At 70.3% G+C, this 21,785-nt stretch carries 22 protein-coding genes; 5 read left to right on the top strand and 17 right to left on the bottom strand.

Annotated elements, in window-relative coordinates; genetic code table 11:
• Window positions 1-65: 65 nt before the first annotated feature.
• The 5 genes from ACFQ4O_RS06820 to fabG form a co-directional block, all read right to left on the bottom strand.
• A complete protein-coding gene (locus ACFQ4O_RS06820) occupies window positions 66-626 on the bottom strand; it encodes a YcnI family copper-binding membrane protein (protein WP_378774927.1) in 561 nt (186 codons plus the stop codon).
• Window positions 616-1,137 carry a copper chaperone PCu(A)C gene (locus ACFQ4O_RS06815; RefSeq protein ID WP_378774926.1) on the bottom strand — a complete coding sequence of 174 codons (522 nt, stop codon included), beginning with the start codon at window positions 1,135-1,137 and terminating at the stop codon, window positions 616-618. Before ACFQ4O_RS06815 ends, ACFQ4O_RS06820 begins: the two co-directional genes overlap by 11 nt.
• Window positions 1,138-1,184: 47 nt before the next feature.
• A complete protein-coding gene (locus ACFQ4O_RS06810; RefSeq protein ID WP_378774925.1) occupies window positions 1,185-3,341 on the bottom strand; it encodes a TonB-dependent receptor family protein in 2,157 nt (718 codons plus the stop codon).
• A gap of 119 nt (window positions 3,342-3,460) precedes the next feature.
• On the bottom strand, window positions 3,461-3,859 hold the full coding sequence (locus ACFQ4O_RS06805; RefSeq protein ID WP_378774924.1) for a hypothetical protein: 399 nt from the start codon (window positions 3,857-3,859) through the stop codon (window positions 3,461-3,463).
• Between the two features lie 63 nt (window positions 3,860-3,922).
• Window positions 3,923-4,720 carry a 3-oxoacyl-ACP reductase FabG gene (gene fabG, locus ACFQ4O_RS06800; RefSeq protein WP_378774923.1) on the bottom strand — a complete coding sequence of 266 codons (798 nt, stop codon included), beginning with the start codon at window positions 4,718-4,720 and terminating at the stop codon, window positions 3,923-3,925.
• 175 nt (window positions 4,721-4,895) lie between these two features.
• Between fabG and ACFQ4O_RS06795 the strand changes: the two genes are divergently transcribed.
• Window positions 4,896-5,375, top strand: a complete 480-nt coding sequence (locus tag ACFQ4O_RS06795) for an NUDIX hydrolase (protein WP_378774922.1) — start codon at window positions 4,896-4,898, stop codon at window positions 5,373-5,375.
• A 96-nt stretch (window positions 5,376-5,471) separates the two neighbouring features.
• Window positions 5,472-6,890: a mannose-1-phosphate guanylyltransferase/mannose-6-phosphate isomerase gene (locus ACFQ4O_RS06790; RefSeq protein ID WP_378774921.1), complete on the top strand. Its 1,419-nt coding sequence runs from the start codon at window positions 5,472-5,474 to the stop codon at window positions 6,888-6,890.
• Between the two features lie 6 nt (window positions 6,891-6,896).
• Here ACFQ4O_RS06790 and ACFQ4O_RS06785 read toward each other — a convergent pair whose 3' ends face one another.
• A complete protein-coding gene (locus ACFQ4O_RS06785; RefSeq protein ID WP_378774920.1) occupies window positions 6,897-7,613 on the bottom strand; it encodes an MOSC domain-containing protein in 717 nt (238 codons plus the stop codon).
• Between the two features lie 32 nt (window positions 7,614-7,645).
• Between ACFQ4O_RS06785 and ACFQ4O_RS06780 the strand changes: the two genes are divergently transcribed.
• Both ACFQ4O_RS06780 and ACFQ4O_RS06775 read left to right on the top strand, forming a co-directional pair.
• A complete protein-coding gene (locus ACFQ4O_RS06780; protein ID WP_378774919.1) occupies window positions 7,646-7,990 on the top strand; it encodes an arsenate reductase in 345 nt (114 codons plus the stop codon).
• A gap of 87 nt (window positions 7,991-8,077) precedes the next feature.
• Window positions 8,078-10,915, top strand: a complete 2,838-nt coding sequence (locus ACFQ4O_RS06775; protein WP_378774918.1) for a glycosyltransferase family 2 protein — start codon at window positions 8,078-8,080, stop codon at window positions 10,913-10,915.
• A 30-nt stretch (window positions 10,916-10,945) separates the two neighbouring features.
• On the opposite strand, the gene ACFQ4O_RS06770 is transcribed toward ACFQ4O_RS06775, so the two are convergent.
• The 6 genes from ACFQ4O_RS06770 to ACFQ4O_RS06745 form a co-directional block, all read right to left on the bottom strand.
• A complete protein-coding gene (locus ACFQ4O_RS06770; protein WP_378774917.1) occupies window positions 10,946-11,371 on the bottom strand; it encodes a L,D-transpeptidase in 426 nt (141 codons plus the stop codon).
• Between the two features lie 187 nt (window positions 11,372-11,558).
• Window positions 11,559-12,851 carry a type III glutamate--ammonia ligase gene (glnT, locus tag ACFQ4O_RS06765; protein WP_378774916.1) on the bottom strand — a complete coding sequence of 431 codons (1,293 nt, stop codon included), beginning with the start codon at window positions 12,849-12,851 and terminating at the stop codon, window positions 11,559-11,561.
• A gap of 138 nt (window positions 12,852-12,989) precedes the next feature.
• Window positions 12,990-14,336 (bottom strand): FMN-binding glutamate synthase family protein, encoded by a 1,347-nt coding sequence (locus tag ACFQ4O_RS06760; protein WP_378774915.1) that lies wholly within the window; start codon window positions 14,334-14,336, stop codon window positions 12,990-12,992.
• A 13-nt stretch (window positions 14,337-14,349) separates the two neighbouring features.
• The gene (locus tag ACFQ4O_RS06755; RefSeq protein WP_378774914.1) at window positions 14,350-15,057 is read right to left on the bottom strand and encodes a GltB/FmdC/FwdC-like GXGXG domain-containing protein; all 708 of its coding nucleotides are present in this window, start codon (window positions 15,055-15,057) and stop codon (window positions 14,350-14,352) included.
• A 31-nt stretch (window positions 15,058-15,088) separates the two neighbouring features.
• Window positions 15,089-15,979 carry a class II glutamine amidotransferase gene (locus tag ACFQ4O_RS06750; RefSeq protein WP_378774913.1) on the bottom strand — a complete coding sequence of 297 codons (891 nt, stop codon included), beginning with the start codon at window positions 15,977-15,979 and terminating at the stop codon, window positions 15,089-15,091.
• 333 nt (window positions 15,980-16,312) lie between these two features.
• A complete protein-coding gene (locus tag ACFQ4O_RS06745; RefSeq protein WP_378774912.1) occupies window positions 16,313-16,987 on the bottom strand; it encodes a helix-turn-helix domain-containing protein in 675 nt (224 codons plus the stop codon).
• Between the two features lie 181 nt (window positions 16,988-17,168).
• Between ACFQ4O_RS06745 and ACFQ4O_RS06740 the strand changes: the two genes are divergently transcribed.
• Window positions 17,169-17,483 (top strand): DMT family transporter, encoded by a 315-nt coding sequence (locus tag ACFQ4O_RS06740; protein ID WP_378774911.1) that lies wholly within the window; start codon window positions 17,169-17,171, stop codon window positions 17,481-17,483.
• Between the two features lie 24 nt (window positions 17,484-17,507).
• Here ACFQ4O_RS06740 and ACFQ4O_RS06735 read toward each other — a convergent pair whose 3' ends face one another.
• The 5 genes from ACFQ4O_RS06735 to dnaA all read right to left on the bottom strand — a co-directional run.
• Complete coding sequence (locus ACFQ4O_RS06735; RefSeq protein WP_378774910.1) at window positions 17,508-17,702, bottom strand: hypothetical protein; 195 nt, start codon at window positions 17,700-17,702, stop codon at window positions 17,508-17,510.
• Between the two features lie 93 nt (window positions 17,703-17,795).
• Window positions 17,796-18,677 (bottom strand): 3-hydroxybutyryl-CoA dehydrogenase, encoded by an 882-nt coding sequence (locus ACFQ4O_RS06730; RefSeq protein ID WP_378774928.1) that lies wholly within the window; start codon window positions 18,675-18,677, stop codon window positions 17,796-17,798.
• A 133-nt stretch (window positions 18,678-18,810) separates the two neighbouring features.
• Window positions 18,811-19,752 (bottom strand): electron transfer flavoprotein subunit alpha/FixB family protein, encoded by a 942-nt coding sequence (locus tag ACFQ4O_RS06725; protein ID WP_378774909.1) that lies wholly within the window; start codon window positions 19,750-19,752, stop codon window positions 18,811-18,813.
• 3 nt (window positions 19,753-19,755) lie between these two features.
• A complete protein-coding gene (locus tag ACFQ4O_RS06720; RefSeq protein ID WP_378774908.1) occupies window positions 19,756-20,505 on the bottom strand; it encodes an electron transfer flavoprotein subunit beta/FixA family protein in 750 nt (249 codons plus the stop codon).
• A 198-nt stretch (window positions 20,506-20,703) separates the two neighbouring features.
• A partial coding sequence (dnaA, locus tag ACFQ4O_RS06715) for a chromosomal replication initiator protein DnaA (RefSeq protein ID WP_378774907.1) occupies window positions 20,704-21,785 on the bottom strand: 1,082 nt, incomplete at its 5' end.

Raw genomic sequence — 21,785 nt, 5'->3', positions numbered from 1 at the left:
GGACAGCAGCACGGCCGCCGCGGCGCGGGCCGCGACGGCGATCAGCGGAATCGGGCGCCGGCCGGTCACCGCTTCGGCAGCAGCGTCAGGCCGGGCGCGGGCTTGTCGAGCGCGGCGCCCGGCTGGCCTCCTTGCGGGATCTCGATCCAGCGCTCGGCCGCCCCGCCGGGGCACTCCTGCACTACGGGGAAGTAGAGCGTCCCGCCCACGGGCAGGTCGGGCGCGAGGAAGCCGGACAGCACGAACTCGTCGTAGAACGCGTCCGGCAGCTCGCCGCCGCTCCAGATCACCTCGACCACGCCCTCGGACAGCTTGGCGCCGTGGTAGAAATCGTAGGTCTTGGCGTAAGGCCCCTTCACCGTCTGCAGCGTCCAGCCGGGCTTCGGCATCGGCTTCACGGCGATCACGCCCTCGGGGATTTTCACCCGCAGCGTGGTGGTCGGCGCGCCCTTGCAGCCGTGGGGCGTCTTGAACACGGCCTTGTAGCCCGCGCCGACCGGGGCCTCGCGGGTCTCCAGCGACACATGGGCCTGAGCGGTCGCGGCCTGCGCCAGCACGAAAGCGGCGACGGCGGCGGGGATGAGGGCGCGGGTCCTGCGCGTCTCCGGTCGGCGGTCAGTGCGCATGGCCGTCCTTCGCCTCCGGCGTTGCGGGGGCCGTGGCCGCGCCGCCGGGCGCCGCCGCGCCGATCGCCTCCACGGAGAACTCTACGTCCACGGGGCCCGCCTTCTCGAAGGTGAGGCGGCCGGCGAAGCGCTCGCCCTTTTCGAGCGGGCGCTTCAGATCGAAGAACATGATGTGGAAGCCGCCGGGCTTGAACGCCACCTCGCCATGGGCCGGCGCGGGCACGCCCTCCGGCAGGGGGCGCATGGTCATCGTGCCGTTGGCGGTGGACATCTCGTGGATCTCCGTGCGCGCGGCGATGTCGGAGGACACCGACAGCAGCCGGTCGGCCTCGGCCCCGCCGTTGCGGAGCGTGAGATAGCCGCCGGCGACCCTGGCGCCCTTGGGCGTGGCGCGGGACCACGGGTGGTCGATCGTGATCGCGCCGGCCTTGTAGTCGTGGGCGGCGATCGGGTTTCCGCCCGCGACGAGCGCGGCGACGGCGAGGGCCAAAGCGGGGAACGTCCGTTTCATGATGGTCGGCCTTGCTGAAAGCGATGAGGGGGCGGCGAGGGGGGCGCTCACCAGCGGTACTTCACGCCGGCGTAGACCGCGCGTCCGGTTCCGGGCTCGTAGAGGCGCGAGTCGCGGTCCGCGACATTCGCGATGCTGGCGCTGGAGATGTATTTCTCGTTGGTCAGGTTGCGGCCCTCCACATAGGCGGAGAACGCGCCGCCGGCGTCGTAGCCCACCTTCGCGCCCAGCAGCGCGTAGGCCTTGGTCTTCTGAGTGTTGGCGTTGTCGACGTAATAGGCTTCCGGCGCCCATTCCACGTTCGGGCCGGCGTACACGCCGGATGGATGCTTGTAGAGCAGCTCCGCGCGCACGTAATGGCGCGGCGCGCCGGGCAGCTCGTTGCCTTTTATCCCGACTCTCCGCTCGGTCGGGAGGCCACGGTCCAGAGTGACGCGGTCGTCGCCGTCGAAGTAGAAGTCGTTGAACGTGTAGCTGAGGTTCAGCCAGAGCGTGTCGACCTCCGCGGCGCCTTCACGGTCGCCCTTCGTGATGAGGCCGCCGTCGCCGCCGTTGACGAACAGCCCCTTGAGCACCGCCGCGCCGAAGCCGATCTCGACGCCCTGATGAACGGTTTTGTCCAGATTGAACACGGTGCAGCTTCCTTCCGCGCCGAGGTCGCGGCACTGCAGCTCGTCGTCGATCTCCATGCGGTAGACCGCGACGTCCCAGTTCAGGTTCTCCGAGCGGCCGCGCGCGCCGATCTCGTAGGTCCAGGCTTTCTGCGGCTTGGCGAGTTCGGCGTTGGCGACCAGGAAGCTGTTCTCGCCGAAGCTCGGGACCTCGACCGAGCGGGAGACGTTGGCGAAGGCGGTCGCGCCGGGCGCGAAATCCCACAGCAGGCCGACCTTCGGGCTGAACTCGGAGAACGACTTGTCGCCGGACTGGTCGCCGTTCGACAGGAAGCGGTCGTCGCGGTCGCGGGTGGCGTAGAGATGCTGGATCGCGGTGACGAGGCCGACCGTCGGCAGGACGTAGTGGGTGTTCTCCACATAGCTCGACAGGTTGGTGGAGCGGTCGAGGCTGCTGGAGGTCGGAGCGCCGCGGCCGCCGGACACGTTGACGAACTGGCGGTTGTCGATCTCGCCCGCATGCAGGTTCACGCCCGCGACCAGCCGGTTGGCGTGGCCTCCGATCTCGCGCTCGTCGGTCACGCGGGCGAAGCCGCCATAGTCCCGGTAGCGGTAGTCCAAGTACTGGAAGATCGGGTGGACGAGATGCTTGTAGCTGTAGAACAGCCCGATGTCCGCCGAGGTCGTGTCGCCGATGCGCAGGGTGGTCTTGTTGGCGAGGCGCAGGCTGTCCACGTTGCGCTGATAGTCGCCGTCCACATTGCTCTGGGCGGCCGTCTTGGGCGATCCCAGCGCCTCCTTCCGCTTCACGCTGCCGGGGATGCGCTGGTCGATGTCGTTGGCGCCGAGATAGAACCGCGTCTCCACGTTCTCCGACAGCCGGTAGCCGATGTTGGCGCTCACGCGGGCGGCGTCGCCGCTGCTGTGGTCGCGAAACCCGTCCGCGCGCTGCCACGCGCCGGTGATGAAATAGTCCGCGTTCCCATGGACGCCGCCGGAGCTCGCCTGCGTGCGCACGTGCCCGAAGGAGCCCACGTCGATCCCGACCTGCGCCACGCTCGCCTGCGGATCGCGCCCGGTGGCGGTGACGAAGTTGATCGCCCCGCCGATGGCGTTGGCGCCGAAGCGGAGCGCGTTCGCGCCCTTGTAGACCTCCACCAGCCGGTAGGCGGACGGGTCGATCTCCTGGAAGTCGCCGTAGCCGTCGGCGGTGTTGATCGGAACGCCGTCCAGGTAGAGCTGCACGCCGCGCAGGTGGAAGTTGCGCGACAGGCCGGAGCCCCGGATCGAAAGACGGGTGTCGTCGCCCCATTTGGGCTGGGCGAACACGCCCGGCGTGTAGTCGAGCGCGTCCTTCACGGTGAGGGCGGGCGTGGAGCGCTTGTAGCCCTCGGCGTCGATCACGGAGACTGCGCCGGGCGTGCGTTCGAGCTCCCGCCGGGTGGCGTCGAGGCCGGGCGCGGTGAGGCTGCCGGAGCGGGCGCCTTCCACATTGAGTTCGGGCAGGGGGATTTCGGGCTCGCCGGACTGGGCGTGGGCGAGGGCGGGCGCGCAGGAGAGCGCGACGCCGGCCAGAAGCAGGGTGCGAAGCATGGAGGAGACAACCCCGGAGGGGCGCGACGCCGCCCGGGGCGTGACAGCCGGCGCGCGTCGCGAAGCGGAACAGGACAGGGCGAAGAGAAGGGTCGCGGCCGCCTCATGCGGCCGCGGCGTCACGCCGTGGCCGGCGGTCCCCTCGGGCTTCGGACCCGTTCCCGATCGCGCCGCGCGGCGCCGTCCGCGACGGTCGTGGGCGAGGTCGCCCTGAGGTCGGACGGATAGCGCAGCGCCGTGTCCGGCGCGGTCGGCGCCGGCGTGAAATGGGCGGCGCCGACGCAGCCGATCCCGCAGCAGGCGAGGCGGGCGCCGTCGGTCGGGGCATGATGCTCGCCGGCGGCGGCGCCATGGTCCGCGACGGCGCAGAGCACCGAGAACGGATCGAGCGGCTGGTGCGAGACATGGAACGGCGCGACGCTTGCGAGCGCTGCCTGCGCGACCAGCAGATAGGCGAGCGCGACGACGCTGAAGCGTCGCAGCCACCCGAACCTGCGTCTGCGCGGACCGATCCCCATGGATCCGGCTTTACCATGGCGCGGGCGCGGCGCCTATGAGGCGAAGCGGGGCGGGCGCGCCCGTCAGCCGTTGTCGCGGAAGCTCGGATAGAGCGTCATGCCGCCGTCCACGTAGAGCGTGGTTCCGACCACGTAGTCGGAGAGGTCCGAGGCGAGCCATGTGACGGCGTTGGCCACGTCCTCCACGTCGCCGATGCGGCCATAGGGGATCAGCTTCAGCAGCCGGTCGGCGTTCGGCCCTTGCGTCTCCTCGGCGTTGATCGGCGTCGCGATCGCGCCGGGCGAAACCGCGTTCACCCGCACGCCCTCGCCGGCGGTCTCCTGCGCCAGCGTCTTCATCAGCATGGCGACCCCGCCCTTGGAGGCGGCGTAGTTCACATGGCCGGCCCACGGGATGACGTCGTGGACGGAGCTGACGCACACGATCTTGCCGAGCGCCCGCGACACGTCCCGCCGCCCTTGCGCGCGAAAGCGCCTCAGCGCCGCCTGCGCGCACAGGAACTGGCCGGTGAGATTGACGTCGATCACCCGGCGCCAGTCGTCGAGCGCCATCTCCGCCGCGGGAGCGTCTCGCTGCAGGCCGGCGTTCGCCACCAGAATGTCGACCGCGCCCCAGCGCTCCACCGTCTCCGCGAACAGGCGCTCCACGTCGCCGGGGTCGGAAATGTCCGCCTTGCAGGCGAAGGCGTGTCCGCCCTCTGCCAGAATCTGGTCGACCAAGGCTCTGGCGGCGTCGGCGTCGGAGTGGTAATTCACGGCCACGCGAGCGTTCGCGCGAGCGAGCGACAGAGCCGCGGCGCGTCCGATCCCCGAGCTTGCTCCGGTGACGATCGCGATCTGACCGTGAAGGCGAATCTGCATAAGGTCTCCGGAAGGCGGGAACGGCGCGTGTCGTTGTCGTGAAACGTTAGGGACGTATGGACGTTCCACCCTGTGGACCATGGGAATCGAAACGCGGCGGCGGCCGTCACGCGCGCCGGGGACGCTCCGAACGGAGGCCGCGCCGCGTGAAGCTTGAGGGGTGTCGAATACGGGAATGGCCAAGAGCTCGAAGAACAAGAAAATCGAGCCCGACCAATTCGGGGTCCTGCCGTTTCGCGTGTCCGACGAAGGCGTCGAGGTGCTCATGATCACCTCGCGGCGCTCCAGGCGCTGGATCATCCCCAAGGGCTGGCCGATGAAGGGCCGCACCCCCCTCGGCGCCGCCGCGCGCGAGGGCTTCGAGGAGGCCGGCGTCTATGGCGACGGCCTGAAGCCGTCGCTCGGCGTGTTCAAATATGTGAAGCGCGTGAACTTCGGCCGCACCACCGCGCTGCGCATCGAGGTGTTTCCGCTCGCCGTCACCGAGGTGCTCGACGCCTGGCCGGAGCAGGCCGAGCGCGAGCGGCGCTGGATGAGCGTGGCCGAGGCCGCCGACGCGGTGCCGGAGGACGACCTCAAGGCCATCATCCGCGCGCTGCCGGAGCGCATAAAGGCCGAGGCCGCGAAAGAGACCGCCGAGGCGGACGCGCATTAAACATACGGCGAGATGCCGGCCGCGCCGGCCCAGCCGCCGGTCGTGGCCGTCGCGCTCCTGCTCTATGCTGGCCGCCCTTCGAGATCAGGAGCGCCCGTGTCGGAAAACCGAATCATCCCGGTCGTCCTGTGCGGCGGTTCCGGCTCGCGCCTCTGGCCCGCCTCGCGCGAGAGCTATCCGAAGCAGTTCCTAGCGCTCGCGGGCGACCGCACCCTGCTGCAGGACACCGTCCTGCGGGTGACGGACCCGGCCCGGTTCGGCCGGCCGATCATCGTCGCCAACGCCGAGCACCGCTTCATCGTGGCCGAGCAGATGGCCCAGATCGGCGTTCAGGCCACGATCGCGCTGGAGCCGGCCCGCAAGGACTCCGCCGCCGCGATCGGCGCCGCCGCGCGCCTCGCCGAGCTGCAGGGCCATGACGCCACCATCCTCGTGCTCGCCTCCGACCATGTGATCCTCGACACCGAGGCGTTTCTGGAGGCGGTCGGGACCGGCGCGCCGGCGGCGCAGGCCGGGCGCATCGTCACCTTCGGCGCGCCGCCGACCGAGCCCACCTCCCGCTACGGCTACATCCGGCCGGTCGCGGCGCTGGACGCGGCGCCCGGCGTCCGCGCCGTTGCGGCCTTCGAGGAGAAGCCGGACAGGGCCCGCGCCGAGGCGCTGATCGACGAGGGCTGCCTCTGGAACTCGGGCAACTTCCTGTGCCTCGCCCGCACGCTGCTGAGCGAGCTCGACCGCCACGCGCCCGCGATCGCGGGGCCGGCGCGGGTGGCCGCCGACAAGGCGGCGCAGGATCTCGACTTCCTGCGGCTCGACGCCGCGGCCTTCGGGCTCGCCGACGCGAAGTCGATCGATTTCGCGGTGATGGAGCGCACCGCGTTCGCCGCCGGCACGCCGGCCGCCTTCGGCTGGTCGGACGTGGGCGGCTGGGCCGCGCTGTGGGAGATCGCGCCGCACGACCGCGCCGGCAACGCGCTGGTCGGCCCCACCGCCGCGATCGACAGCGTCAACTGCTACGTGCGCTCGGAAAAGCCCATGACCGCGGTGGTCGGCATGACCGACGCGGTGGTGGTCGCGACCCAGGACGCGGTGGTGGTCACCACCCGCGACCGGGCCGACGGCATCAAGACGCTGGTGGCCGAACTCACCCGCCGGGGCGAGCCCACGGCGCTGCGCAGCGTGCTGTCCCACCGGCCTTGGGGCTCCTACCAGATCATCGACGACGGCCCGCGCTTTCAGGTGAAACGCATCACCGTCAAGCCCAAGCGGCGGCTCTCGCTCCAGCGCCACATCCACCGCGCCGAACACTGGATCGTGGTCCGGGGCGCAGCGCAGGTGACGCTCGACGGCGTGGACCGGATGCTGCACGAGAACGAGTCGGTCTACGTGCCGATCGGCGTGTCCCATCGGCTCTCCAATCCGGGCGTGATCCCGCTGGAGATCATCGAGGTCCAGACCGGCAGCTATCTCGGCGAGGACGACATCATCCGCCTCGAGGACGACTATCGCCGCTGACGGCGCTCACGCGCCCTCGAGCCGCGGCGCCCAGTCCTCCACCCGCCCGGAGGCGAGACGACGCTCGGCGTGGCGGCGCCAGCCGTCCGGCAGGCCGGGCAGGGCCGCCATGGCGGCGAGCTCGTCCCGGTCCAGCGTCTCCACATAGAGGATGCGCCACAGCCGGCGGAGCGGCCAGTCGGGCGTCGGGCGCTCCAGCAACGTGAGCGCGTCGCCGGGGGCGACCACGCCCGGCTCCCGCACCCGGTAGTACCAGCCGGTCCGCCCGCTCGCCTGCACCTCGGCCGCAAGCCGGGGCCGCCCGAACCGGGCGTTCAGCTTCCAGCACGGCTGGCGCCCCTGCGACACCTCGACGAGCGCGGTCCCAAGCCGGAACAGGTCGCCGAGCGCCACCGTCTCCTCCGTCAGGCCGCGGGTGGAAAGGTTCTCCCCAAAAGCGCCGGGCGCGGACAACAGCGGATGCGGGCCGATGTCGTCGCTCCACGCGGCGTAATGCTCGAACGGATAGTGATGGACCGCCTTGTCCGGCCCGCCATGGACGCGCAGATCGCCCTGCGCGTCGCCCTCGAAGCCGAGCGGGCCGAGCGCGAGCGGGCGGTTCACCGGAGATTTGGCGATGCCGCTCGGCGCGGCGCGGGGGCCGAGCGGCGCCAGCGCGCCCACGAGCAGCGCGTCGAGGCGGACCGCATGGCCGGGTTGCGCGGTCGGGGCCGCATCGGTCAAGGTCGCGCTCCGTGACGAGAGGGAGAACCAGGGTGGTCGCGCTATACGGCATCAAGACCTGCGACACCGTCCGCAAGGCGCGGGCCTGGCTGGACGCGCGCAGCGTCGCCTACACGTTTCACGACTTCAAGGCCGAGGGCGCCGCGCCGGATCGGCTCGCCGCCTGGGCGGGCGAGGTGGGCTGGGAGCGGCTGCTCAACCGCGCCGGGACCACATTCCGCCAATTGGGCGAGGACGAGAAGGCCGGGCTCGACGAAGCGAAGGCGCTGGCGCTGATGGCGGCGAAGCCCACGCTGATCAAGCGTCCGGTGGTGGAGGGCGCGGGCGACCTGCTGGTGGGCTTCAAGCCGGAGACCTACGAGGCCGCGTTCGGGTGAGCGCCGCCGCGGTCCCGATGGCTCTGCGCTTGACGGGCTGCGCGCGGCCGTCCTTCTGTCGCGCGATCCTCGTGAAGGCGACATGGCATGACTGAGACGACGGCCCCCCGTCCGCAGGCGGACGCGGACGACGAGCGCCGGCGCCTCGCGCAGGGCGCCCTCGAGGCGGGCAAGCGCGGCGACTTCGCCGCCGCCGTCGCGCTCTGGCGGCGGAGTGAGGATCAGTTCGGCCTCGACGGTGAGGATTGGCTCGCCTTCGGCGCGGCTCTGGAGCAGGCCGGACGCATCCCCGAGGCGTTCGCCGCCTATCGCCGGCTCCCGACGACGCCCGGCGGCGAGTTTCGCGGCGCGCTGGAGGAGGCGCGGCTGCACGCGGTGCTGCACGATCACGCCGCGGCGCGCGCCGTTCTCGACGCCGCGCTGCAGATCGGGCCCAATCGCCCGGGCGAGATCAAGCTGCGCGCGGCGCGCGCCCGGGGCGCGACCGCAGCGGGGCGCCTTATGGACGCGTTCGCGGATTTCGCCGTCCTGTCCCGCCTCCAGCCCAGGCATCCGCTCGGTTCGGTCGGGCAGATTGACGTGCATCTGCTGAACTTTGACGAAGCGGCGGCTCTCGGCGCGATCTCGCTCGCACACGAGAGGCATCCCGGCGATCCCAGCGTCCTGCGGAGGAGAGCCGACTATCTCATGCAGTATGGCGACGACGACGATCTTGTCGCCTTCATCAGGGATGCGGCGGACGTGCCGCTGCCGGACGACAAATACCTTGCATTGGCGACGGCCCTGTTTCGTTCGCGCTCCTGGTTCTTCTCGGACGCCTTTCGCCATCGTCTCATGGAGGCGGCGGGCTCTCCCGCGCGTGAGGCGCTTCTGGGCGAGGTGCTGAAGCGGGAGCGCCCGTCCGCGGAGGAGCGCCTGAGCTCCGCCCGCAAGGCGGACCGGGCGATCGCGGCCTATCCCGACAGCCCGCGCGGCCTGTCCACGCGCGTCCGCCTCGCCACCGCGCTGATCGAGACCGAACGGCTAGCCGAGGCCGAGGCGGTGGTGGACGGGCTCACGGCGAGCGTCCGCGACTGGCCGAGCGCGCCGCCGTTGATCGGCGAGCTGCTGGAATGGCGGGCGGTCCGCGCGGGCGATGTGGAGGCGGCGCGGGCGTCCTACTGGCGGCGGCGGCGCATGACGGCGTATCGCGACCGCACCGACGAGCTCGACAGCGTCCGCCTGCTGCCGGATCCGCCGCCGGACGTGGTGGTGTTCTGCCAGCTGCGCAACGAGCGCGTGGTGCTGCCGGCCTTCCTGCGGCACTACCGCGGCCTTGGCGTGACGCGCTTCGTGATGGTGGACAACGGCTCCACCGACGGCAGCTTCGAGCACCTGCTCGCGCAGCCGGACGTGGAGCTACACCGCACCTTCGCGCCGTTCCGCCGGGCGGAAGCCGGCAACGCCTGGATCAATCCGCTGATCGCGCGCCCGGCCTACGCGAACACGCTCTGCCTGCGCGTCGACGCGGACGAGCATCTCGTCTACCCGCAGTACGAGACCCGGCCGGTCGCCGACCTCTGGCGCCACATGCAGGCGGAGGGCGCTGACGTGCTGGCGGGCTTCATGCTCGACATGTATCCGGAGACGTCCGATCAGCTTCAGGCCGACGATTTCGTCGCAGTCTCCATCTGCTACGACCGGCCGCCCGAGCCGACGCCGGTGGTGTTCTGCCCCTATCTCTCCTACCGGGGCGGGCCGCGCGGACGGCTGCTGGACGCGCCCGACGATCATCTGACCAAATGCTCCGGGCTTCGGGGCGGCGGCGTGGTGGAGCATGTGCGCGCCTCGCACCGGGCTTCGCCGGCGCGGGTGTCGTCGGTGGGCATGGCGCTGCTGCACTACAAGTTCCGGCCGGATTTCTTCGAGCGCGCCTCCCGCATCGCCGACGAGCGCCAATACGCCTCCGCATCCCAGTCCTACGCGCAGTATGGTCGGCTCGACACGCCGGACAGCCGCTCGCTGCGCTCGGAGGCCACGCGCCGCTTCACCGGTTCGGCCGGGCTGGTCGCCGACCGCGTGCTGCGCACCACCCCCGCCTGGGACGCGGCGTCAGGGCCCGCGCCCGAGGCGCCACGCCCGCTGGCCGTGCTGTGGCCCCAGACGGAGCTGGTGCGGAACAACTGGGGCGACATGCTCAACCCGACGCTGGTGGAGCGTCTGTCCGGACGCCCGGTGCGCCCGGCCGCGAAGACGCAGGCCGAGGACGGCGCGGACGAGATCTACATGGTCATCGGCAGCCATCTGGCGCAGGCGTCGGCCCGCGCGGTGGTCTGGGGCACAGGCTTCATCTCGGCCCAGAGCCACGTCCGGGAGGCGCCCCGGCGCGTCTGCGCGGTGCGCGGGCCGCTTAGCCGCGCCATGCTGCTGGCGCAGGGCGTGCCGTGCCCGGAGGTCTATGGCGATCCGGCCGCGCTGTTTCCGCTGCTCTACCGGCCGGAGGTCGCCGTAATGCACGACGTCGGCGTCATCCTCCATGTGCGCGACCGGGGCGTGGCGGCCCTGCCGGCCGCGCCGGAGGGCCTGCGGGTCAAGGAGATCGACATCAACGGCGGGCTGCACGCGGTGATCGACGACATCCTGTCCTGCCGCGCCATCGTGTCCAGCTCGCTGCACGGGCTGATCGCGGCGCAGGCTTATGGCGTGCCGGCGGTATGGGTGTCGTTCGGCGACCGGGTGAAGGGCGACGGCCTCAAGTTCCGCGACTACTTCGCCTCGGTCGGCCTCGACGACGCCGTGGCCGAACAGGTGACGGCGGAGACGGCGCTCGACGCTCTCGCCGCCCGCGCCCGGCCGGCGCCCCGGCCGATCGACCTGACGCGCCTGATCGACGCCTGCCCGTTCATGGACGACGGGCGGAAGGCGGAGCTGCGCGCGCGGGTTTGAGACGGCGCGGGACGGGCGCCGGCGGCGTCCTCAGGGGCGGATGACCACCCGGGCCGCGCCGAACCCCTTCTTCTGCACCAGATTGTAGAGGATGGCGGCGTTGGCGGTGTGCAGCCGCACGCAGCCATGGCTCGCGGGCCGGCCGAGCGAGCGCACATAGGTCGTGCCGTGGATGGCGTAGCCGCCGCGGAAGAACACCGAATAGGGCATCGGCGACATGTCGTATTTGCGCGAGTACCACATGCGGGCGGTGCGGGTCGGCCGGTAGGAGCCGGTCGGGGTGACGTAGCCGCGCCGGGCGGTGGAGACCGGCCAGGAATAGGCGCGGGCGCCGTTCACCACCACGTCCATGCGCTGCTGGGACAGGCTGATCTGGGCGACCACGGTGGCCTCGGCCGGAACAGCCGCGGCCAGCCCGCCCGCGAGGGCGGCGCAGGCGAGAACACGCTTCAACATGACGACGACGCCTCATGACGCGGGCTCTGCGGCCCCTTGGCGAAACTGTGGCGCCAATGCGGCAAGGAGTCGAATCAGGCGGCGTCACAGCTTTGCGAGACGCCTGAGGCACATGCGAGAAAGCGCCGGAGCCGCTGGGATCGGCTCCGGCGCCCTCGCAGGCTGCCTTGCGTTCGGGGCGGAACGGTCAGCAGTCGAGCGTGTTGTCCCGCTCCCACTGGGTCAGGTGGCGGGCGTAGTTGTTCCACTCCACCGTCTTGAGCTTGGCGTAGGCGCCGACAAACTCCTCGCCGAACATCGCCTTCGTGGCGGGCGAGGACTCGAAGGTCCGGATCGCGTCCAGCAGGTTGAGCGGCAGCTTCTTGCAGTCCGTGACGGTGTGGCCGTCCGTGTACATGTTGATGTCGAGCCGCTTGCCGGGATCGCGCTTGTTCTCGATGCCGTCGAGGCCGGCCGCCAGGATCGCCGCCTGCAGGAGATAGGGGTTGGCCGCGCCGTCGCCGAGGCGGAACTCGAACCGGCCCGCGTCCGGGATCCGGATCATGTGCGTGCGGTTGTTGCCGGTGTAGGTGATCGAGTTCGGGGCCCAGGTCGCGCCGGAGGCCGTGCGGGGCGCGTTGATGCGCTTGTAGGAGTTCACCGTCGGGTTGGTGAGCGCGCAGATGGCGTCGGTGTTGTGCATCAGGCCGCCGATGAAGTGGTAGCCCAGCTCGCTGACGCCGAGCTCGCCGGCGGGGTCTTCGAACAGGTTCTTCTTGCCGTCCCACAGCGACACATGGGCGTGGCAGCCCGAGCCGGTGAGGTTCACGAAGGGCTTCGGCATGAAGGTGGCGCGCAGCCCGTGCTTCTCGGCGATCGACCGCGCCATGAACTTGTAGAAGGCGTGCTGGTCGGCGGTCTGCAGCGCCGGGCCGTAGTTCCAGTTCATCTCGAACTGGCCGTTCGCGTCCTCGTGGTCGTTCTGGTACGGCTTCCAGCCGAGCTGGACCATCGCGTCGCAGATTTCGGTGATCACGTCGTAGCGCCGCATCAGGGCCTGCTGGTCGTAGCAGGGCTTTTCGGCGGTGTCGGACGGGTCCGAGATCTGGGTGCCGTCGGCGTTCACGAGGAACATCTCGGGCTCGATGCCCGACTTCATCTCATGGCCGGACCGGGCGATCAGCCGCTTCAGGAGGTTGCGCGGAGCCTGCTCCACCTCCTTGCCGTCCATCCAGAGATCGGAGGCCAGCCAGCCCACCTCCGGCTTCCACGGCAGCTGGATCAGGCTCTCCGGGTCGGGCTTGGCGAACAGGTCGCTGTCCGACGGGCTCATGTCGAGCCAGGTGGCGAAACCGGCGAAGCCGGCGCCGGCCTTCTGCATGCCGCCGATCGCGGCCGCAGGAACCAGCTTGGCGCGCTGGGCGCCGAAAAGGTCAGTGTATGAGATCAGGAAATACTTGATGCCGCGATCCCGTGCGGCCTCCTGAAGATCGATCGCCATCGCGGTCCCCTCGAGCGCCCCGTTCTGGGGTCGATGTTGAAAGTTCACAGCCGTCTCCCGACCGTTTCCAACCCTGGCGGCCCGTCGCCGCCGGGGTTGGCCCCGACGGCTGGTTCGACGGGCCTTTTATCGTTCGTGTCAGAAACGCCCGGTCAGGCCGGGGATCCAGTCGGTGCCGGCGATCGGCACCTGCGCCATGGCGGCGGCTTCGATGGTCAGCGCCACCAGATCCTCGGGCTCGAGGTTGTGGACGTGGCTCTTGCCGCAGGCGCGGGCGATGGTCTGCGCCTCCAGCGTCATGACCGACAGGAAGTTGGCGAGGCGGCGGCCGGCGATGATCGGATCCAGACGCTTCATCAGCTCCGGGTCCTGGGTGGTGATGCCGGCCGGGTCGCGGCCCTCGTGCCAGTCGTCATAGGCGCCGGCCTTGGAGCCGATGGCCTCGTACTCGCTTTCCCACTTCGGGTCGTTGTCGCCGAGCGCCACCAGGGCGGCGGTGCCGATGGCCACCGCGTCGGCGCCGAGCGCCAGCGCCTTGGCCACGTCCGCGCCGTTGCGGATGCCGCCGGAGACGATGAGCTGCACCTTGCGGTGCATGCCGAGCTCCTGCAGCGCCTTCACCGCCTGACGGATGGCGGCGAGCGTCGGGATGCCCACATGCTCGATGAACACCTCCTGCGTGGCGGCGGTGCCGCCCTGCATGCCGTCGACCACCACCACGTCGGCGCCGGCCTTCACCGCGAGCGCGGTGTCGTAATAGGGGCGCGCCGCGCCGACCTTCACGTAGATCGGCTTCTCCCAGTCGGTGATCTCGCGCAGCTCCTCGATCTTGATCTCGAGGTCGTCCGGGCCGGTCCAGTCGGGATGGCGGCAGGCGGAGCGCTGGTCGATGCCTTCGGGCAGGGTGCGCATCTTGGCGACGCGGGGCGAAATCTTCTGGCCGAGCAGCATGCCGCCGCCGCCGGGCTTGGCGCCCTGGCCGACCACCACCTCGATGGCGTCCGCCTTGCGGATGTCGTCCGGGTTCATGCCGTAGCGCGAGGGCAGGTATTGATAGACCAGTGTCTTGGAGTGGCCGCGCTCCTCCTGGGTCATGCCGCCGTCGCCGGTGGTGGTGGAGGTGCCGACCGCGCTCGCGCCGCGGCCGAGCGCTTCCTTGGCGGGGCCCGACAGCGAGCCGAAGCTCATGCCGGCGATGGTGACCGGGATCTTGAGCTCGATCGGCTTCTTGGCGAAGCGGTCGCCGAGCACCACGCCGGTGCCGCACTTCTCGCGGTAGCCCTCGAGCGGATAGCGCGACATGGACGCGCCGAGGAACAGCAGGTCGTCGAAGTGGGGCAGCTTCCGCTTCGCGCCGGCGCCGCGGATGTCGTAGATGCCGGTCGCCGCCGCGCGGCGGATCTCGGACAGGGTGTAGGCGTCGAAGGTGGCGCTCTCGCGGGGGAGGGTGCGCGGGGCCGCCGGGGACTTGACGTGCTCGTTCATGGCCTGTCGCTCCTCAGTACGCGGACGCGTTGTCGACGTGGAAGTGGTAGAGCGTGCGGGCCGAGCCGTAGCGCTTGAAGTCGGAAGGATCGACCTGGCCGTCGAGGCCGGCGGCCTTCAGCTTCTCGAACACCTGCGCCTTGTGCTCGTCGCGCATCTCCTTCTCGACGCAGTCGGCGCCGAGGCTCGTCACCGAGCCGCGCACGTAGAGCCGCGCCTCGTAGATGGAGTCGCCGAGCGCCTCGCCGGCGTCGCCGAGCACCGTCAGCGTGCCGGCCTGGGCCATGAAGGCCGACATGTGGCCGATGGAGCCGCCGACCACGATGTCGACGCCCTTCATGGAGATGCCGCAGCGGGCGCCGGCGGAGCCGCGCACCACCAGCAGGCCGCCATGGGCGGTGGCCGCCGCCGACTGGCTGGCGTCGCCCTCGATCTCGACGCGGCCGGACATCATGTTCTCGGCCACGCCGACGCCGGCGTTGCCGCGCACGATCACGGTCGCCTGCTTGTTCATGCCGGCGCAGTAGTAGCCGACCGGACCGTCGATCTCGACGGTGACGGGGGCGTCGAGGCCCGCCGCGACGGCGTGCAGGCCACGCGGGTTCGACACCCGCCACAGGGAGGCGTTGGAGCCGTCCTTCAGCGCGTGTAGGGCGGCGTTCAGATCACGGACCTTGCCCGCGGCGAGGTCGAAGGAATGGCTTTGCGTGCTCGCGTTCATGAGCGGCGCCCCCGGTTCGGTGTTGTCGTCGTCAGGCCGCGGCGCGGTCCCAGAAATAGACCTTGGCCGGCTCCGGCTCGAAGATCTTGGCGTTCTCGATGCCCGGCAGGCCCGCGAGCGCCCGGTACTCCGACCCGAAGGCCACGTACTGGTCGGTCTCCGCCATCACGGCGGGCTTGCAGGCGATGGGATCGCGCAGCACGCCGAAGCCGCTCTCGGTGCCCACCACGAAGGTGTAGAAGCCGTCGAGGTCGTTCAGCGAGTCCTCGAGCGCCTCGCCGAGCGAGCGGCCTTCCTGCATGCGCCAGGTCAGGTAGCCGGCGGCCACTTCGCTGTCGTTCTCGGTCTGCACCTTCACGCCGGCCTTCTCGAGGTTGCGGCGCACGGTGCGGTGGTTGGAGAGCGAGCCGTTGTGCACCAGGCACTGGTCGAGCCCGGTGGAGAACGGATGCGCGCCGTTGGTGGTCACCGCGCTTTCGGTCGCCATGCGGGTGTGGGCCACGCCATGGGTGCCGGTCATCTTGGCGAGGTCGAAGCGGACGGCGACGTCCGTCGGCATGCCGACCTCCTTGTACAGCTCCATGCGGGCGCCGGCGCCGACCACGGTCACGTCCGGGGCGATCTCGGCGAGCTTGGCGCGGATCTCCGCCTCGCGGCCGGCCGGGACGGCCAGCACCGCATGGGTGCCGCGGGTGGTGACGTCGAGGCCGTCGCCGAGCTTCGCGGCCAGCGCCGCGAAGTCGTAGCCTTCGGCGGCGCGCAGGGTGAGCTTGGTCTCGCCCTTTTCACCGGCGCCGTAGACGGCGAAGCCGGCGGAGTCCGGCCCGCGGCCGCACATGGTGCCGAGCATGCCGCTCAGCAGCGCGCCGAGCTGAGGCTCGAGCGACTTGTCCTTCAGAAACAGTCCGACAATGCCGCACATGACGCTGGCGCTCCCATCTCTTGCAGCCCCTCGGGCTCGTTGGAGGACGCTATCTCCGTGGCCTGCCCACGTCAATCTGCGTGAAAAAAAATTTCTGCAGAGGAAACTTCGGCAGCGCCGCAAAGTGGGCGGGCGGCGCAGCGACGGCCGCGGGGGAGGGGGGCCCCCGCAGGCCGCGTGTCCGGCGTGGTGCGGTTCACTTCCGCCGGGGGCCAGACGGCCGAAACCGTCGGGAAAGAGCTGTCCGCGAGGCTCCGGTCCCGGCCCGCCGGACGGTGTTCCGCGCGTGTCGCATGCGCGCTCGGCCCGAGCGCGCGGTCGGTCGGACGGCCGTCAGTCCTTCTCGTACATGATGATCGAGAGATAGGTCATCGGCTTCACCACCAGCTTCTCCGGCCCGTGGGGCGCGCCGGAATCGAACAGCAGCGTGTCGCCGGGCTTCAGATGGTAGCTGTTGCCCGCATGGGCGTAGATCACCTCGCCCGAGAGCATGTAGATCAGCTCCGTCCCCTCGTGCTGGAAGGCGGTGTAGGGGGCGGCGTCCTCGGTGAGGGTGATGAGATAGGGCTCGCAGGCGATGGCCCCGCCCAGCATGTGCCCGAGCAGCTCGTAATTGTGCCCGACCTTGGTGCCGCGCCGCTGGATCACCACGCCTTGTCCGGCCGGCACGTAGGAGCAGTCGCGCCGCTCCTCGAACTCGGAGAACAGCAGGCTGATCGGCATGTTGAGCGCGGAGGCGAGCGTCTGCAGCGTCGACAGCGACGGCGAGATCTGGCCGTTCTCGATCTTCGACAGCATGCCGGTGGACACCGTCGCGGCGCCGGCGAGCTCCGCCACGGTGAGGCCCATCAGCTTGCGGTGATGGCGGATCTGCAGGCCGATCGCCTGTTCCAGCGTGCGCCGGTCGGCGGCGGCGGGCGCGCCGGAGCCCGTGACGTAGACCTCGTCCTGGGCGGCGGCGGCCTCATCGAAGGCCGGCGCGGCGGCGGTGGCGGATTTTCGTGCCATGCCAGCTTTCTTATGAAGAAACGATCTCCTACGCTAACGAAAGCGGTCGTCCCTTCACAAGCTCTGTCTTCGGCCAACTCGCAATTTTGAGGGGATGCGCGCGTTCCGCGCAGGCGACGGCGCCGCGCGGCTTCCGTTTCTTGCGGGGACGACCCCACCGACCGGACTGGAGCTCCACCCCATGGGATGGACCTATCTGCTGCTTGCGGGACTGACCGAAATCATCTGGGCGACCAGCCTGAAATACTCCGAAGGCTTCACCAAGCTCGGACCGACCGTGGTGACGGCGGTCGCGCTCGCCTGCAGCCTCACGCTGCTGGGGCTTGCGCTGAAGACGCTGCCGATCGGCCTCGGCTACGCGGTCTGGACCGGCATCGGCGCCGCGGGGGCGACGATCGTCGGCATGATTCTGTTCAACGATCCGGTGGAGCCGGTGCGGCTCGCCTGCATCGGCCTGATCGTGGCCGGCGTGCTCGGCCTCAAGTTCGTGGCGTGATCGGGGACCGCGCCGGCGTGGCCGTCAGGCGGTCACGTCGACGATCGAGCCGACGCCCGCGGGCGTCTGGGCCTTGGTGGTCTCGGCCACCTGGGCCACGAGATTCGCGACCATCTGCTGCTGCTCGTTCGCGATCTTGAGCGCGGCGATGGTGAAGCCGTCCCGGGTCTGCTGGGACTTGGAGGCGACCGCCGAGGCGGCGAGAGAGCTGACGTCCATAGGGGCGATCTCCGGTCGAACCGTCGCGACCCTCGCCCGTCAGACTTTAACGCGGGATTAAAGGTGGTCCCAAAATACCGCCGATCGCGCGAATCAGCGCGTCGGCACCGGCTCCGCGCCGCGGTAGTCGTAGAAGCCGCGCTGGGTCTTCCGGCCAAGCCAGCCGGCCTCGACATATTTCACCAGCAGCGGGCAGGGACGGTACTTGGAGTCCGCCAGCCCCTCGTAGAGCACCTGCATGATGGACAGGCAGGTGTCGAGGCCGATGAAGTCCGCCAGCTGCAGCGGGCCCATGGGATGGTTGGCGCCGAGCCTCATGGCGGTGTCGATGGCGTCCACCGAGCCGACGCCCTCGTACAGCGTGTAGATCGCCTCGTTGATCATGGGCAGCAGGATGCGGTTGACCATGAAGGCCGGGAAGTCTTCCGACACCGCGACCGTCTTGCCCAGCCGGTCGATCAGCGCCCTGGCGCTGTCGAAGGTCTCGTCCTCGGTCGCGATGCCGCGGATCAGCTCCACCAGCTGCATCAGCGGCACCGGATTCATGAAGTGAATGCCGATGAACCGCTCCGGCCGGTCGGTGGAGGCGGCGAGCCGGGTGATGGAGATGGACGAGGTGTTGGTCGCCACCATCGTCTCCGGCTTCAGCACCGGACACAGCTCCGAGAAGATCTTGCGCTTGACCTGCTCGTCTTCGGTCGCGGCCTCGATCACCAGATCGCAGGCGCCGAGATCGGCGTAGGTCGGCGCGGTCACGATGCGCTCGAGCGCCGCGGCGCGGTCGGCGTCGCTGATCGCGCCCTTGGAGACCTGGCGCCTCAGATTGCCGTCGATCAGCTCGCGGGCGGCGGCGAGGCGGTCCGCCGAAATGTCGTTGAAACGGACGTCGACGCCGGCGAGCGCGCAGACATGGGCGATGCCGCTGCCCATCTGCCCGGCTCCGATCACGCCGATCTTGCGAATCTCCGTCGCCATCTTCACCGCCTGGCCGTCGTCGTCCGTCATGCCGTTCCGGCCGCGGGAGGCGGCCGGAACCCGATTATGTGCTGCGGCGCACAAGAATCCAGCGCCGCAGGCATGCCAGTTCTAGCGCCTCGAAAGGCGGGCGTCACTTGGCCTTGGCGATTTCCGCCTGCAGCTCCGGAGCGACGGTGAAAAGGTCCGCCACCAGGCCGTAATCCGCCACCTGGAAGATCGGCGCGTCCTCGTCCTTGTTGATGGCCACGATGACCTTGGAGTCCTTCATGCCGGCGAGGTGCTGGATCGCGCCGGAGATGCCGAGCGCCACGTAGAGGTCCGGCGCCACGATCTTGCCGGTCTGGCCGACCTGCTGGTCGTTCGGGGCGTAGCCCGCGTCGACCGCCGCGCGGCTCGCGCCGATCGCCGCGCCGAAGGCGTCCGCGAGCGGCTCGATCACCTCTTCGAACTTCGCCTTGGAGCCGAGCGCGCGGCCGCCGGAGACGATGACCTTGGCCGAGCCGAGCTCGGGCCGGTCGGACTGGGTCAGGTCCTCGCCCACGAAGGACGACAGCGCCGGATCGGCCGCCGCCGCCACGTCCTCGATCACGGCCGAGCCGCCGTCGCCCGTCGCCTGGAAGGCGGAGGTGCGCACGGTGATGACCTTCGTGGCGTCCGAGGTCTTCACGGTCTGCAGCGCGTTGCCGGCGTAGATCGGGCGCTCGAAGGTGTCCGGCGCCTCGACCTTGGTGATGTCGGAGATCTGCATCACGTCGAGCTTGGCCGCGACGCGGGGCAGGATGTTCTTGCCCGTGGTCGAAGACGAGGCGACCAGCGCGTCGTAGGAGCCGATCAGGCCAAGGATCAGCTCGGCGAAGGGCTCGGCCAGGCCGTGGGCGTACTGGTCGCCCGAGGCGACGAGCACCTTCTCCACGCCCGCGAGCGTGGCGGCGGCTTCGGCCGCAGCCCTCGGCGCCTTGCCGGCGACGAGGATGTGCACCGGCGCGCCAAGCGCCGCCGCGGCGGTCAGCGCCTTGGCGGTGGCGTCGCCGAGGGCGTCTTCGTGATGGTCGGCGAGAAGCAGGGTCGTCATGGGTCAGATCACTCCCGCTTCGCTCTTCAGCTTCTGCACCAGCTCGGACACCGAGCCGACCTTGACGCCCGCCTGCCGCTTCGCCGGCTCCGAGGTCTTCAGCACGGTCAGGCGCGGCGTCACGTCCACGCCGTAGTCGGCGGCCGCCTTTTCGGCGATCGGCTTCTTCTTCGCCTTCATGATGTTGGGCAGCGAGGCGTAGCGCGGCTCGTTCAGGCGCAGGTCGGTGGTCACCACCGCCGGCAGCTTGAGCGAAACGGTCTGCAGGCCGCCGTCCACCTCGCGGGTCACCGCCACGGCGTCGCCTTCCGGCGCCACCTTGGAGGCGAAGGTGCCCTGGGGCCAGCCCAGCAGCGCCGCCAGCATCTGGCCGGTCTGGTTGCAGTCGTCGTCGATCGCCTGCTTGCCGAGAATGACGAGGCCGGGCTGCTCCTCCTCGACCACCTTGGCGAGGATCTTCGCCACCGCCAGCGGCTCAACGGTCCCGTCGACCTTGACGAGGATCCCGCGGTCGCCGCCCATGGCGAGGCCGGTGCGGATGGTCTCGGCCGCCTGCGCCGGGCCGATGGACACCACCACCACCTCGGTCGCCTTGCCGGCTTCCTTGAGACGCAGCGCTTCCTCGACCGCGATCTCGTCGAAGGGATTCATCGACATCTTGACGTTGGCGAGCTCGACGCCCGACCCGTCCGGTTTGACGCGGATCTTGACGTTGTAGTCGACCACTCTCTTGACGGGGACGAGTACCTTCATCGCGTCGATGACCTCGGAACGTGTGTGGCTCAACACGGGGCCGCGGCGCCGGGACCGGCGCGGGCCCCGGACCCCGCCCGATCAGGCGGGCGGGCGGGAACGCGGCGGACAGTAGGCGTGCTGCGCCTGCGAAGTCAACGCGCCGAAAGGCGGGTCCGGGCGGGCTGGAAAAGGCGCTCGTTCGGGGCTTGGGGAGGCTCAGTCCAGCAGCAGGCGCTTCAGCAGCTCGACCTCGTCCGACAGCGTCTGGTCGGTCGCGACCAGGCCGTCGATCTTGCGCACCGCGTGCAGCACGGTGGTGTGGTCGCGCCCGCCGAAGCGGCGGCCGATCTCCGGCAGCGACCGCAGCGTCATCTGCTTCGACAGGTACATTGCCACCTGCCGGGGGCGCACCACGGTCTGGGTGCGGCGGGAGGACAGGATGTCCGCCCGGCTGACATTGTAGTGCTTGGCGACGATGCGCTGGATGTCTTCGATCTTCACGCGCTTCGGCTCCACCTGCCGCACCAGGTCGCGGAGAGCGATCTCGGCCATCTCCACGCTGATCGGCGCGCCGGTGAGCGTGTTGTGGGCGAGCAGGCGGTTGACGGCGCCGTCCAAGTCGCGGCCGTTGGCCGTGACGGTGCGGGCGACGAAGGCGATCACGTCCGCCGGCACGTCGAACTTGGTGTGCAGCGCCTTCGCGGCCGACACCCGCTCCATCAGGATCTTGGCGCGAAGCTCCTCGTCGAGCGAGCCCATCTCCAGCGTCAGGCCGCCCGCGAGCCGGGAGCGCAGCCGCTCGTCCACGCTCTCAAGCTCGGACGGGGCGCGGTCGGCGGCGACGATCACCTGCTGGCGGCCGTCGAGCAGGGCGTTCAGCGTGTGGCCGAACTCCTGCTGCACCGTCTTGCCCTGCAGGAACTGAAGGTCGTCGATGATCAGAAGGTCGATCGCCCGCAACCGCTCCTTGAAGGTGAGCGCGGTCTGGGCTTTCAGCGCCGCCACGAAGTCGAACATGAATTTTTCGGCGGTGAGATAGGTCACGCGCCGCCCGGACGACTCCACCGCGTGGGCGGTCGCCTGCAGCAGATGCGTCTTGCCGAGGCCGACCGCGGCGTGGATCACCAGCGGGTTGAAGGTCACCGGGTCGCCGGGCCGGGCGCGGGCGATCTGCAGCGCGGCGGCGTGGGCGAGCTGGTTGGAGCGGCCCACGAGGAAGGTGTCGAGGGTGAGGCGGCGGTCGAGCGGCGAGCCGTCGAGGCGCCGGCCCTCGCGGGCGGCGGACGGCTCGGCGCAGG

Origin of the sequence: Methylopila musalis (assembly GCF_042679725.1) — a bacterium.
Taxonomy (GTDB): Bacteria; Pseudomonadota; Alphaproteobacteria; order Rhizobiales; family Methylopilaceae; genus Methylopila; species Methylopila musalis.
The sequence above is the reverse complement of the archived record's forward strand: the minus strand, read 5'-3'. Positions and strand labels throughout refer to the sequence as shown.